Origin of the sequence: Rhodococcus sp. NPDC003318, from assembly GCF_042879035.1 — a bacterium.
Taxonomy (GTDB): domain Bacteria; phylum Actinomycetota; class Actinomycetes; order Mycobacteriales; family Mycobacteriaceae; genus Rhodococcus_G.
The window spans coordinates 254,872-268,022 of record NZ_JBIAOU010000004.1 but is presented as its reverse complement, the minus strand read 5'-3'; the positions used below and the strand labels follow the sequence as shown (position 1 = coordinate 268,022).

The window sequence follows — 13,151 nt, the reverse complement described above, 5'->3', positions numbered from 1 at the left end:
CCGGGTTGCCGCGTCACGAGTAGTCCGCTACCCGGAAATCGGCAGCGCCCTCCGGCGCAGCAGTTCGGGTCGAGTCCCGGCTGTCGACGACGCCACCCGAGCCGCTAAGATCCCTGGCAGGTCATGAGTGCCAGCGCCAAGCCCCGGCTCGCTGGTCGGCAACCCTCCATCCGCGGTGGGGTGCCCCGGGTGATGACCTGGTCCTCCGGGCAGTCGGAGGACAAGCGCGGGTCCGCTGGGACGGACCCACAACCGGGCCACGACCCACCGGAGGTTCACCATGTGTTGTTGTCGCAGATAGGCCCCAGCAGCCCCGGGCGCCGCTGCGCCCTCTCCCCCGCATTCCTGGAGTAGAGACAACCCATGAGCGAGAACATTCCTGTCGATCCGACCGTCAACTGGACCTTCGAGACCAAGCAGATCCACGCCGGCCAGACGTCGGACGCCACCACCAAGGCGCGTGCACTGCCGATCTACCAGACGACGTCGTACACCTTCGACAACACCGATCACGCCGCCGCGCTGTTCGGTCTCGCCGAGCCCGGCAACATCTACACCCGCATCATGAACCCGACGCAGGACGCGGTCGAGCAGCGGATCACCGCGCTCGAGGGTGGCGTGGCGTCGCTGCTGCTGTCGTCCGGTCAGGCGGCGTCGACGTTCGCGCTCCTGAACATCGCGAGCGCGGGCTCCCACGTGGTGTCGAGCCCGAGCCTGTACGGCGGCACCTACAACCTCTTCCACTACAGCCTGCCGAAGCTGGGCATCGAGGTGTCGTTCGTCGACGACCCGGACGATCTCGAGCAGTGGCGCGCCGCCGTCCGCCCGAACACCGTCGCGTTCTACGGCGAATCGATCTCCAATCCCCGCAACGACGTCCTCGACATCCCCGGCATCTCCGAGGTGGCCCACGCGGCCGGGATCCCGCTGATCGTCGACAACACCGTCGCCACCCCGTACCTGCTCCGCCCGCTCGAGCACGGCGCGGACATCGTGGTGCACTCGGCGACGAAGTACCTCGGCGGCCACGGCACCGCGATCGCCGGTGTCATCGTCGACGGCGGCACCTTCGACTGGACGCAGGGCAGGCACCCCGGCTTCACCACCCCGGACCCCAGCTACCACGGCGTGGTGTTCGCGGACCTCGGTGCGCCGGCGTACGCGCTCAAGGCGCGTGTTCAGCTGCTGCGCGACCTCGGGTCGGCGGTGTCCCCGTTCAACGCGTTCCTGATCAGCCAGGGCATCGAGACGCTGAGCCTGCGGGTGGAGCGGCACGTGCAGAACGCGCAGCGGGTCGCGGAGTTCCTGCAGGGCCGGGACGAGGTCACCTCGGTCGCCTACGCCGGTCTGCCCAGCTCCCCCTGGTACGAGCGGGCTCAGAAGCTCGCCCCGAAGGGCGCGGGCGCGATCGTCGCGTTCGAGCTGGCCGGGGGCATCGAGGCGGGCAAGAAGTTCGTCGACGCGCTCACCCTGCACAGCCACGTCGCTAACATCGGGGACGTGCGTTCGCTCGTCATCCACCCGGCTTCCACCACCCACGCGCAGCTGACCCCCGAGGAGCAGCTGGCGTCCGGTGTCACCCCCGGCCTGGTTCGCCTGGCCGTCGGCATCGAGGGGATCGACGACATCCTCGCCGATCTCGAGACCGGTTTCGCGGCGGCGGCGTCTTGACAGTCGGCTCCGTGTCAACCGCCCGTCCGGCCGGGTCCCGTGAGGGGTTCCCGACGCCGGACGGGCGGTTGACCCCGCTTTCCATCGGCTCGCTGACGCTCGAGAGCGGCGCGGTGCTGCCCGAGGTCACCCTCGCGGTGCAGGTGTGGGGCGAGCCGAACGAGACCCGCGACAACGTCATCCTCGTCGAACACGCGTTGACGGGCGACTCGCACGTCACCGGTCCCGCGGATGCGGAGCACCCGTCCCCCGGCTGGTGGGACGGCATGATCGGGCCGGGCGCCCCGATCGACACCGACGAGTGGTGTGTACTGGCCTCGAACGTGCTCGGCGGCTGCCGCGGCACCACCGGGCCGTCGTCGATCGCGCCCGACGGTCGCCCGTGGGGTTCGCGGTTCCCGGAGATCTCCATCCGCGACCAGGTCGCCGCGGAGGCCGCGCTGGCGGACCTCCTCGGCATCGACAGGTTCGCGTCGGTGGTCGGTGGCTCGATGGGCGGTATGCGCACCCTCGAATGGATCATCGGTTACCCGGACCGCGTCACCTCCGCGCTCGTCCTCGCCGTCGGTGCGCGGGCGTCCGCGGATCAGATCGGCACGCAGACCACGCAGATCGCGGCGATCACGAGCGACCCGCACTGGCAGGGCGGCGACTATCACGGCACCGGCCGGTTCCCCGAGGCCGGACTCGGCATCGCCCGCCGGATCGCGCACCTGACGTACCGCACCGAGGGCGAACTCGACGCCCGCTTCGCCAACACCGCCCAGGACGGCGAGGATCCGTGGCACGGTGGCCGCTACTCCGTGCAGAGCTACCTCGAACACCAGGCCGCGAAGCTGGTGGCCCGGTTCGACGCCGCCACCTACGTGCTGTTGAGCGAGGCGATGAACCGGCACGACGTCGGACGCGGGCGCGGCGGCGTCGAGGCGGCGCTGGCGTCGAGCACCGTCCCGGCGATCGTCGGCGGTGTGGACTCGGACCGGCTGTATCCCCTGCGTCAGCAGGAGGAGATCGCCGCGCACCTCGGCGGGTGTGAGGGCCTGCGGGTGGTCCACTCCCGCGACGGCCACGACGGCTTCCTGACCGAGGCGGAGTGGGTGACCGGCCTGCTCGGCGAGACGATGGCGCTGGCCCGCGAGGGCCGGGCCGGGTCCGTGACCCGCTAGCCCGTGCCCAGCGGGTCGATCGACACCGCGAGCCAGACGATGGTGCCACCGACCACGGTGAGGGCGGCGACGTCGAAGGTCTGACTGCGCACGGCGAGCAGCCCGACCTCCTCGGGTCGCAGGCAGAGCCGGAAGCCGGCGGCGAGCAGCGTCGCGATCCCGAACACGAACGCGCCGCGCCGCCACCGCTCGGCGAGCACGAACCCGATCCCGACCAGGACCACCGCCGACACCACGAGCAGTGGGAGGTTGCGGCGGGCGAACCTCACCCACCGGTTCGTGGAGCCGGCCGTGGCGGTCACCGCGGTCAGGCCGACTCGGGCGCGAGCTGCTCGGCGCGCTCGACCACGTTGCTCAGCAGGAACGCGCGGGTCAGCGGTCCGACGCCGCCCGGGTTCGGGGACAGGAAGCCGGCCACCTCACGGACGTCGTCGGCGACGTCGCCGCGCAGTCCGTCCGGGGTGCGGCTGACCCCGACGTCGAGGACCGCGGCACCCGGCTTGACCATGTCCGCGGTGATCAGACCCGCGACACCGGCCGCCGCGACGACGATGTCGGCGCGGCGCACCTCGGCGGCAAGGTCCTTGGTTCCGGTGTGGCAGAGGGTGACCGTGGCGTTCTCGCTGCGACGGGTCAGCAGCAGACCGATCGGGCGGCCGATGGTGACGCCACGACCGACGACGGTGACGCGGGCGCCGTCGATCGGCACGTCGTAGCGACGCAGCAGGTGCACGACACCGCGCGGGGTGCACGGCAGCGTCGACTCCTTGCCGAGCACGAGCCGGCCCAGGTTCACCGGGTGCAGGCCGTCGGCGTCCTTCTCCGGGTCGATCCGCTCGAGGGCGGCGTTCTCGTCGAGGTGTTTGGGCAGCGGCAGCTGCACGATGTAGCCGGTGCACTCCGGGTTGGCGTTGAGTTCGTCGATGACGGCCTCGAGCTCGGCCTGGGTGATGTCCGCGGGCAGGTCGCGGCGCAGGGAGTTGATGCCGACCTTCGCGCAGTCGGCGTGCTTGCCGCGCACGTAGGAGGCCGAGCCGGGGTCGTCACCGACGAGGACGGTGCCGAGTCCGGGGGTGATGCCCTTGTCCTTCAGTGCGTCGACCCGGGCCTTCAGGTCGATGAAGATCTCGTCACGGGTCGCTTTGCCATCCAGGATCGTTGCAGTCACGGGCACCATTGTTTCAGGTGACACTGGAGTGATGGCAGACAGTCCTGAACTCACGCCGGAACTGCGAGGCCCGCGAGTGGTACTGACGCCGCTGCGTCGCGACCACCGGGTGCGGCTGCGGGAGATCCACCGCGAGCCCGAGGTGCGGCGCTGGTGGCAGATGCCCGACGACGACTGGCCGGAGGCCACCGACTCCGACACCACCGCGTACACGGTGTTCGAGAGCGACCGGATCGTCGGCTTCGCGCAGTGGTACCTCGAACCCGACCCGATGTACCGGCACGCCGGGCTCGACCTGTTCCTGACCGCCGACGTGCACGGTCGCGGTCTCGGCACCGAGACGGTGCGGGTGCTGTGCGCACACCTGATCGACGACCACCGCTACCACCGCCTGGTCGTCGACCCGAAGGCGTCGAACACCGCGGCCATCGCCTGCTACCGCAAGGTCGGGTTCATGGACGTCGGGGTGATGCGGGAGTACGAGATGCGCCACGACGGCACCTGGGACGACGGACTGCTGATGGATCTGCTGGCCCGCGAGTTCGTGCGCTGAGGTCAGCGGCGCGGCCTCACCGTTCGACCACCAGTCCGTGGGCGGCGGCCATCGCGACGGCCTGGGTGAGGTCGATCCTCGCGCCGGTCAGCTTCGCGGTGGTCCACAGCACCGCATCGACGTGGGCGCCCCGCAGGTCCGCGTCCTCGAGGCGGATCCCGAAGGTGCGGGCGCCGTGCAGGTCCACCGCGCGCAGATCAGCCTTCCGCAGGTCCGTCTCCACGAGGTTCGCCTCCCGCAGCCGACAGTCGGTGAAGTCGACGCCGCGTAGGTCGGCACGCCCCAACGAGACGAGGGTGAGGTCCACCTCGTCGAATTCGATCGGCCGCATCCGGCACTGCTCGAACGTCGACCCCATCAGCGTGCAGCTGTGGAATGTGCTGTGCCACAGCGATGTCCGAGCGAAGGTGCACGACCGGAATGCCGTCACCGTGTGCACCCCGTCGGACAGGTCGGCGCCGGTGAAATCGCAGTCGGTGAAGACGACGTGTTCGGTGCGCAGTTCGCTGAGGTCGGCGTCGCGGAACGTGCAGCCCGTGTAGTGCTGCCTGACCCAGTGCTGCCGCGGCAGCCGGGCATCCGAGAAGTCCTCACCGACGATGTCCTGGATCTCCTGCGCTGCTGACATACCCCGATACTGCCCCTCCCGGGCGACAGGCCGGCATTCGCCCAGGTCACCGGCTCGAAGCGGCCTCCGCTCGACCGGACACCGGGTCGGCGCCTCCCGGGGCCGGTGGATCCGCGATCCGGGCGTGCACGAACCGCATCTTGTCCAGGACCGCGGGCGCGAGTACGAACGGGTACAGATCCGGGCGGCCCATCGACCGGTTCAGCATGTTCAGCGACCATGCCAGCGGCAGCCAGGACTCGATGAGCCGGTCGAACTCCCCCGGCTCGACGCGGCGGCGGTCCAGGCTGGTCCGCGCCGGCGCCAGCCCGAATTCCGCAGCCGTGTCGAGGGTGTCGCGCAGGTGCAGGTAGTGGGCGAAGGTCTCCGCCCAGTCCTCGGCGGGGTGCATCGAGGCGTACGCCGACACGTGGATGTCGGCCCAGCCGGCGACCGGACCGTCCGCGTAGTACCTGTCGAGTGCCGCGCGGTAGTCCTCCTCCGGGTCGCCGAACAGTTCGACGAACCGCGCACGGCTCTCGTCCGAGGCCACCAGGACGGACTGGTAGTAGTGGCCGATCTCGTGCCGGAAATGACCGAGCAGCGTCCGGTACGGCTCGGCCATCGCCACCCGCAACTGCTCGCGATGGGCGTCGTCGCCCTCGGCGAGGTCGAGGGTGATCACCCCGGACGCGTGCCCGGTGGTCACCGGGCGGTCGCGGCTCGACAGCAGGTCGAACGCCAGACCCGACTCCGGGTCCTCGTCCCGGCTGACCACCGGCAGCCGCAGTTCGGTCAGCTCGACGAGGAGCCGGCGCTTGGCCGCCTCCGCTTCGGCGAACGCGTCGAGTGCCGCGGTGTCGTCGTCGGTGGGACGGGTGCGGGTCAGTGCGCACGACGGGCACAGCGCCGGACCGGACGCGTCCTCGTCGACGCGGACGATCCAGTTGCACCGGGCGAGATGCATGTTGTCGCACAACCGAAATGCGTCCGCGGGCACCTCACCGTCGCTCGGCCGCTGCGCGTCCTCGACGATCGCGACGAGTGTGACCGACTCCGGGTCGAACCCGATGCGGGTGTTGCACCGCAGGCACAGCGAGTTCTCGAACGCCAACTGGTGCCCGCAGGAGGGGCAGGCGAAGTCACGCATCGGCGTCTCCCGACACCGGCGCGACGTCCACCGACACCTCGATGACGCTCCCGGTCGCCTCGGTGTAGATGACGCCGCGCAGCGGCGGCACGTCCGCGTAGTCACGACCCCACGCGACGGTGGTGTACCGCTCGTCGACGAGCTGATCGTTCGTCGGGTCGAAGGCGAGCCAGACCTCGCCGGGCATCCACACCGCCGCCCACGCGTGGGTGGCGTCGATGCCGACCATCCGTTCCCTGCCGGGCGGCGGGTCGGTCGCCAGGTAACCCGAGACGTACCGCGCGGCAAGCCCGTTGGCGCGCATGCAGGCGATCGCGAGCCGCGCGAAGTCCTGGCACACACCGGAGCGGGAGGCGAGCACCTCGGCCACCCGCGTGGACACGAGGGTGGAGCCGGAGCGGTAGGTGAAGTCGGTGAAGATCCGGTGCGTGAGGTCGACCACGACGTCCCGCAGCGGGCGTCCCGGGAGGAAGGACGGTGCAGCGTAGGCGATCACGGCCGCGTCGATCTCGGGTGGGTCGAGGTCGAGCACGAAGTCGGCCGCCAGCGCGCCGAGCGTCCCGGCGGGACGGGCCGACTCCCACGGCTCTTCGGCCGGACCCGACAGCCGGCCCGGATCGGGTGGCGTCACCTCCACGTCGGTCCGCGCGGTCACCACCAGGGTGTCGTGCGGCTGCGTCACGTGGAAGTACAGGTCCCGGTTCCCCCAGATGTCGACACCGGTGGAGGAGTCGGCGGGCAGCGGATCGACGCTCAGATCGGTGGTGAGGACCCGCTGATGGTCCGTGTCCCGGGGTGTGAGGTAGCCGCGTCCGTAGGACGAGGTGACCGAGCCCGAGTAGCGGTAGGTGGTGCGGTGCACGATCCGGTAGCGGCGGGCGTCGTCGGTCACGTCGAAATCCTGTTCTGCGCACCGCCCCAGAGCGGGCGCGTTCCACCGGGCAGGGACAGCGGGCCGCGCAGCAGCACGTCGGACAGTTCGGAGAGCCCGCCGTGGATCGCCGTGAGCAGGTCCGCGAGTTCGGGTCTGCCGCCGTCCTCGACCGTCTCGAGGTCGACCGGGTCCGCACGCCGCAACCGGGCGAGCAGCTCCTCGACGATCAGTTCCGGCCGCGAGGCACCGGACGAATCAGGAAGGGCGCGAACGTTGTCCCGGATCTGGTCGAGCAGGTACGCCAGCGAACGGGGATTGGTGGTGTCGAACAGCAGCAGCTGCGCGACCGCGGCGAGCCGGACCCGGCGGTGGCGGCGACGGAAGGTCACCGCGCTCTCGGCCGCGACGAGCACGCAGTCGATCAGCGCCCGTTCGGTGGCCGGGTCACGCACCTCGGTCAGTGTCGCCGACAGCAGCGCCGACAGCGCCAGCGCCCGCTCGATGCGCTTGCCGATGTCCATCACGTGCCAGCCCAGGTCCCGCACCATCGATTCCGCGCCCAGTCCCGAGAGCGCGAGCATGCCGCCGAGCACCGCGGACTGGGTGACGCCGAGCAGCGCGCCGTCGTCGCCGGGTTCGTCGGCGAGGGCGTCGAGTGCGCGCTGCACGTCGGCGAGCACCGACCAGGTGTCGGCCGAGAGTTGGTCGCGCACCGAACGGGCCGCCTTGTCGAGACCGGCGAACGACTGTGCCAGTGAGCCGAGCCGCTCCGGGTCCACGGTCAGGGACCGGAATTCGGCGGTGGCGGTGCGGTAGGCGTCGAGGGTGGACCCGGATGCCTCCGGTGTCGCCGCCGGGTCCGCGACGGCGAAGGTCGACGGTGCGGCGGTGGTCAGCGTCCCGAGCAGCACCGGCAGGCACCCGCTGCCCTCGAGCCAGGGCCGGAACCGGTAGTCCTGGTAGCGCTCCCGGACCGCGATGAGCAGCCGCGCCGCGTCCTCGGCCCGTTCGGAGTAGCGGCCGATCCAGAACAGGTCACCGAGCACACGGGGCGAGGTGACGACGTCCACCGCGGGTACCGCGAAATCGGGCAGCGGTTCGGTCGCGGCGGCCGAGTCGGCCGTGACGGCGAGGGTCCGGGAGCGCACCCACACGTCCTTCGCGAGCACCCGGCCGGAATCCCCGTAACCCGGAACCTCGCCCAGTCCGCCGGCCATCGGGGTGAACCCGACCCGCTGCGCGACGGTGAACAGCCGCACGCGGGCCGGCGCGGCGGTGATCTCCGTGCTCCGACCGGACAGCGTCGGCGCCTGGGAGTACTCGGCCCGGCTGCATCCGACCCAGCGTTCCGGCTCGGCCCGCACCCGGGCCAGCAGGTCCTCCCGCTCGGACGAGGCGAGTGCGCCGACGACCACGGACTGCGACGAGACCGCCGACTTCATCACCAGGTCCGGGAACCGTGCGGTGATCGCCGACAGTCCCTCCGGGGTGCCGCCCCAGAAGGAGGGCAACGAGTCGAGCAGCAGGTCCTCGTCGAGCAACGCCCGGCACAGCGTCGGCAGAAGGCTCGCCAGCGCGGGATTCTCGAGAACACCGCTGCCGAGAGTGTTGACGACCGTGACACCGCCGCGGCGCAGGACCTCCACGAGCCCCACCACGCCCAGCTGCGAGTCGGGCCGCAGGTCCAGCGGATCGGCGTACGCCGCGTCGACGCGGCGCAGGATGACATCCACCCGGGTGAGTGATCCCAGCGAACGCATCCACACCCGGCCCTCACGCACCACCAGGTCGGCGGACTCGACCAACGGGAATCCGAGGAACCCCGCGATGTAGGCCTGGTCGAACGACGTCTCCGACGCCGCGCCGGGCGAGAGCACGACGACCACCGGATCCTCCGCCCCGACGGGGGCGACGTCCCGCAGCGCCAGCCGCATGGCCTGCGCGAACGGGGACAGCGGCCGGGGGCTGCTGGTCTGGTACAGGTCCGGCATCGCCCGCGCCACCACCCGCCGGTCCGCCATCGCGTATCCGACCCCGGACGGCGCCTGGGTCAGGTCCCGCAGCACCCGGAACCGGCCGTCGGCGCCGCGGGCCACGTCCACCGCGTGGCTGAACAGTTGGTGCGGTCCGGGCAGGGTCAGCCCGTGCGCGGCGCGCACGTAGCCGGAGTGCGCGAACACCAGCCGCGCCGGGATCAGGCCCTCCCGCACGGTCCGCAGGTCGCCGTACAGATCGGCGAGCAGGGCGTCCAGCAGCCGCGAACGCTGCACCAGGCCCCGCTCGAGTTCGGCCCATTCGTCCGCGGCCAGCACCAAGGGAACGCCGTCGACGTCCCAGCGAACCGGCGGCCCGTCCGTCCGGTCGACCGGGTGGTAGGTGATCCCGTGGTTGTCGATCAGCGTGCGCAGCCGCTGCCGGTACTGGGCGAGGATCTCGGGCTCACGGATGGTCAACCCGGCGGCCAGTTCGTCCCACTGGCCGCGAATGCGTCCCTTGCCGTCGTACAGTTCGTCGTACCCGGACCCGGCCGGCGGCCGGTACCCGCTCAGTGCCACATCGGCCAACGCCTCGGTCATCGCTCACTGTCCTCCTGCACGGGGGTCGACGGCGGCTCGCGCCGTCATGTCCGGGCGGTGTCGATCCGGCGCAGGTCGAGTATGCCCGGTGCGGTCCGGTCCACGGCAAGTCGTGACTGCGTCTCGGCCAACTGTGCCAGGTCGAAGTCGCCCGGTGTGAACCCGTTGTCGTCGAATCGGCGTCCCCGCCGGGAATGCGCCTCGACCGCGTTGACCGGCGGCGTGTCGTAGGCACGGCCGCCCGGGTGCACGACGTGGTACGTGCACCCGCCGCGGGAACGCCCCGATTCGAGGTCCACGACGTCGAACACGAGCGGACTGTGCACCGCGATCGTCGGGTGCAGTGCACTCGGCGGCTGCCACGCCCGGTAACGCACGCCGGCCACCTGCACGTCGTCCTTGTCGGTCGCGAGCAGCGACAGCGGCACCCCGTTGCAGGTGACCACGTACCGGCCGGGATCGGCGCCGGTGACACTGACCTGCAGACGCTCGACGGACGAGTCGACGTAGCGGGCGGTGCCGCCGGCCGTCGCCTCCTCGCCGAGCACGTTCCACGGTTCGATCGCGGACCGCAGTTCCAGCCCGACCGGGCCGGCCTGGACGAAACCCAGCTTCGGGAAACGGAATTCGAGGAAGGGATCGAGCCAGGAGGTGTCGAAGTCGATGCCGTGGTCGCGCAGGTCGGCGGCGACGTCGGCGATGTCGGCGGCAACGAAGTGCGGCAACAGGTGGCGGCCGTGCAGATTCGCGCCGTGCCGGATCAGCGGCGCCCGCAGCGGCTCGTCCCAGAACCGGGCGACGAGTCCGCGGACCAGCAGCGACTGCACCATCGCCAGCCGCGGATGCGGCGGCATCTCGAAGCCCCGCAGCTCGAGCACGCCGAGGCGGCCGCGGACCGAGTCCGGGCTGTAGAGCTTGTCGATGCAGAACTCCGCGCGGTGCGTGTTGCCCGTCACGTCGGTGAGCAGGTGGCGCAGTGCCCGGTCCACGATCCACGGCGACGGCGTCCGGCTGCCGTCACCCGTGAGCCGCGCGATCTCGCTGAACGCGATCTCCAGTTCGTACAGCGTTTCCGGCCTGCCCTCGTCGACGCGCGGCGCCTGCGACGTGGGGCCGATGAACCGACCCGAGAACAGGTAGGACAGCGACGGGTGCCGCTGCCAGTACGTGACCAGCGAGACCAGCAGGTCGGGGCGGCGCAGCAGCGGCGACTCGCTCGGCCGCTCCCCGCCGAGGGTGATGTGGTTGCCGCCGCCGGTGCCGCTGTGGGTGCCGTCGACGTCGAACGACTCGGCGCCGAGCCGCGCCGACCGGGCCTGTGCGTACAGGGTCTCGGTCAGCGCCAACTGCTCGGCGAAACTGCCGGTGGGCTGGACGTTGACCTCGATCACCCCGGGGTCCGGGGTGATCGACAGGGACTGCAGGCGGCCGTCGTCGGGCGGCCCGTATCCCTCCACCACGACCGGCAGACCCGTTGCGGCGCAAGCCTGTTCCACTGCGGCGACCAGGTCGCTGAAGTGCTCGAGCGCACCGAGCGGCGGCAGGAACACGTACAGCACCCCGTCGCGGACCTCGGTCACCAGCGAGGTCGGCAGGTCGACGACCGCGGATTCGATCGTCGTCGGCTCGGGCCGGTGCGTCGGCTGGAACAGCAGCGGCGGGCGGTTGTCGAGCGGGTCCGCCTCCGGCCGCGGGTCCGGCTGATCCCACGCGATCGACCGGATCGGCAGGCGCAGCCCGGCCGGCGAATCGCCCTCCACGAGCACGATCCGGCCGCGGCGCATCGGCCACCGTCCACTTTCCCAACCTGAGTCGTCGGCCGCCCACTGCAACGGGATCACCCACGCCGCCGGAGTGTCGACCGCCGTGTCGAGCTTGTCGAGCAGCGCCTGCCGGGCGTCACGGCCGTCGACGTCGGGCGGCAGATCCTCGTCGCCGGACGGCGGCGGGCCGGCGGGCAGTCGGACCCAGCGGTGCAGCCGGGCCAGCGGGTCCTCGTACGCGGGCTGCACGACATCGGCGGGCAGTCCGAGTCGCTCCACCAGCGCGGATGCCAGGCTGTGCGCGCCCGCAACGGGTGTCGCGTGGACCCGGTCCGGATCCCACGGATCGGCCAGCAACGACGGATCGCGCCACAGCACCCCGCCGTCCTTACGCCACAGCAGGGCGATCTGCCAGCGCGGCAACGGTTCTCCCGGATACCACTTGCCCTGCCCGCGCATCACCAGGCCGCGGGGTGCGTAGATGCGGCGCAGCCGCTCGGCCAGGTCGGACGCGCGCTCACGCTTGTGCGGACCGTCCGCGTCGGTGGTCCACTCGGGGGTGCCGTAGTGGTCGACGGAGACGAATGTCGGCTCCCCACCGACGGTGAGCCGCAGGTCGGTCGCGGCGGCCCTCTCGTCCAGTGCCGCACCCGAAGCCAGGATGTTCGCCCACTGGGCGTCGGTGTACGGCAGGGTGACCCGCGGATCCTCCTGGATGCGGGTGACGGTGTTGGAGTAGTCCAGGGTCGACTCGCAGGTCCCCGTGGCGCCGGTGATCGCGGCGGCCGACGTGGGGTGCGGCGCCGCGGACAGCGGGATGTGCCCCTCCCCCGCGAACAGTCCGGACGTGGGGTCGAGGCCGATCCAGCCGGCGCCCGGCACGTACACCTCGGCCCACGCGTGCAGGTCCGTGAAGTCCGTGTCGGGGCCGGAGGGGCCGTCGAGTGCGACCTCGTCGGCCGAGAGCTGCACCAGGTAGCCGGAGACGAATCGGGCGGCGAGGCCGAGTTGCCGCAGGATCGACACGAGCAGCCACGCCGAGTCGCGGCACGAGCCGACCGCGGTGGTGAGGGTGTGGTCGGGGCTCTGCACCCCGGGTTCCATCCGGATGCTGTAGTCGATGTCCCGTTCGAGCGCCTGGTTCAGGGTGACCAGGACGTCGATGGTGCGAATCGTGTCGGGAATGTGGAATCCCTGCAACCACTTCCGCACCACGTCGCCCGGCCCCGAACCGGGTTCGTCCTCGTCGACGGGCCGCAGGTAGGGCTCGAGTTCGGCTGCCAGTTCCGGCGGATACTCCCAGCCGAAGTACTCGGCGTGGTCCTCGATGAAGAAGTCGAACGGGTTGACGACCTCGAGGTCCGCGACCAGTCCCACCGTGATCGACAGCTTCCGCGCACGCTCCGGGAACACCACGCGCGCCAGGAAGTTCCCGAACGCGTCCTGCTGCCAGTTGACGAAGTGCTCGCGCGGCTCGATCGTGAGCGAGTACGCCTCGATCGGAGTACGCGTGTGCGGCGCCGGACGCAGCCGGATCACGTGCGGATGCATCTCCACGAGCCGATCGAACTCGTAGACCGTCCTGTGCTCGAGCGCGACCTTGATCCCCATCCAGCCTCCAAC

At 71.1% G+C, this 13,151-nt stretch carries 10 protein-coding genes and 1 riboswitch; of the genes, 3 read left to right on the top strand and 7 right to left on the bottom strand.

Annotated features, from left to right (window positions below; all coding sequences use genetic code 11):
- The first annotated feature begins 119 nt into the window (after nt 1-119).
- Nucleotides 120-233, top strand: a riboswitch (SAM riboswitch).
- Between the two features lie 130 nt (nt 234-363).
- Together ACFYVR_RS10690 and ACFYVR_RS10685 are read left to right on the top strand one after the other, a co-directional pair.
- Nucleotides 364-1,671 (top strand): bifunctional o-acetylhomoserine/o-acetylserine sulfhydrylase, encoded by a 1,308-nt coding sequence (locus tag ACFYVR_RS10690; protein WP_387472543.1) that lies wholly within the window; start codon nt 364-366, stop codon nt 1,669-1,671.
- An 11-nt stretch (nt 1,672-1,682) separates the two neighbouring features.
- Entirely contained in the window at nt 1,683-2,837 is a 1,155-nt protein-coding gene (locus tag ACFYVR_RS10685; RefSeq protein ID WP_387472541.1) for a homoserine O-acetyltransferase, read from the top strand.
- On the opposite strand, the gene ACFYVR_RS10680 is transcribed toward ACFYVR_RS10685, so the two are convergent.
- Together ACFYVR_RS10680 and ACFYVR_RS10675 are read right to left on the bottom strand one after the other, a co-directional pair.
- Nucleotides 2,834-3,139, bottom strand: coding sequence for a DUF3017 domain-containing protein (locus tag ACFYVR_RS10680; RefSeq protein WP_387472539.1), 306 nt, complete (start codon nt 3,137-3,139; stop codon nt 2,834-2,836). The genes ACFYVR_RS10685 and ACFYVR_RS10680 overlap by 4 nt on opposite strands.
- Nucleotides 3,140-3,144: 5 nt before the next feature.
- Nucleotides 3,145-4,005, bottom strand: coding sequence for a bifunctional methylenetetrahydrofolate dehydrogenase/methenyltetrahydrofolate cyclohydrolase (locus tag ACFYVR_RS10675; RefSeq protein WP_387472537.1), 861 nt, complete (start codon nt 4,003-4,005; stop codon nt 3,145-3,147).
- 31 nt (nt 4,006-4,036) lie between these two features.
- Here ACFYVR_RS10675 and ACFYVR_RS10670 point away from each other — a divergent pair, with 31 nt between their 5' ends.
- Complete coding sequence (locus ACFYVR_RS10670) at nt 4,037-4,558, top strand: GNAT family N-acetyltransferase (RefSeq protein WP_387472535.1); 522 nt, start codon at nt 4,037-4,039, stop codon at nt 4,556-4,558.
- A 16-nt stretch (nt 4,559-4,574) separates the two neighbouring features.
- Here the strand turns inward: ACFYVR_RS10670 and ACFYVR_RS10665 are convergent, their stop codons facing one another.
- From ACFYVR_RS10665 to ACFYVR_RS10645, 5 genes are read right to left on the bottom strand one after another with little or no spacing between them, the layout of a single operon-like run.
- Nucleotides 4,575-5,186 (bottom strand): pentapeptide repeat-containing protein, encoded by a 612-nt coding sequence (locus ACFYVR_RS10665; protein WP_387472532.1) that lies wholly within the window; start codon nt 5,184-5,186, stop codon nt 4,575-4,577.
- Between the two features lie 46 nt (nt 5,187-5,232).
- Complete coding sequence (locus ACFYVR_RS10660; RefSeq protein ID WP_387472530.1) at nt 5,233-6,315, bottom strand: putative zinc-binding metallopeptidase; 1,083 nt, start codon at nt 6,313-6,315, stop codon at nt 5,233-5,235.
- The gene (locus ACFYVR_RS10655) at nt 6,308-7,207 is read right to left on the bottom strand and encodes a transglutaminase N-terminal domain-containing protein (protein WP_387472528.1); all 900 of its coding nucleotides are present in this window, start codon (nt 7,205-7,207) and stop codon (nt 6,308-6,310) included. Before ACFYVR_RS10655 ends, ACFYVR_RS10660 begins: the two co-directional genes overlap by 8 nt.
- Nucleotides 7,204-9,765, bottom strand: coding sequence for a circularly permuted type 2 ATP-grasp protein (locus ACFYVR_RS10650; protein ID WP_387472526.1), 2,562 nt, complete (start codon nt 9,763-9,765; stop codon nt 7,204-7,206). The genes ACFYVR_RS10655 and ACFYVR_RS10650 overlap by 4 nt, the downstream gene beginning before the upstream one ends.
- Before the next feature lie 44 nt (nt 9,766-9,809).
- Nucleotides 9,810-13,139 (bottom strand): DUF2126 domain-containing protein, encoded by a 3,330-nt coding sequence (locus ACFYVR_RS10645; protein ID WP_387472524.1) that lies wholly within the window; start codon nt 13,137-13,139, stop codon nt 9,810-9,812.
- Nucleotides 13,140-13,151: the final 12 nt, after the last annotated feature.

Coding starts and splice junctions, on each gene's coding strand:
- ACFYVR_RS10645 (WP_387472524.1), bottom strand. CDS start 13,139: ATGGGGATCAAGGTCGCGCTCGAGCACAGGACGGTCTACGAGTTCGAT.
- ACFYVR_RS10650 (WP_387472526.1), bottom strand. CDS start 9,765: ATGACCGAGGCGTTGGCCGATGTGGCACTGAGCGGGTACCGGCCGCCG.
- ACFYVR_RS10690 (WP_387472543.1), top strand. CDS start 364: ATGAGCGAGAACATTCCTGTCGATCCGACCGTCAACTGGACCTTCGAG.
- ACFYVR_RS10660 (WP_387472530.1), bottom strand. CDS start 6,315: ATGCGTGACTTCGCCTGCCCCTCCTGCGGGCACCAGTTGGCGTTCGAG.
- ACFYVR_RS10670 (WP_387472535.1), top strand. CDS start 4,037: ATGGCAGACAGTCCTGAACTCACGCCGGAACTGCGAGGCCCGCGAGTG.
- ACFYVR_RS10665 (WP_387472532.1), bottom strand. CDS start 5,186: ATGTCAGCAGCGCAGGAGATCCAGGACATCGTCGGTGAGGACTTCTCG.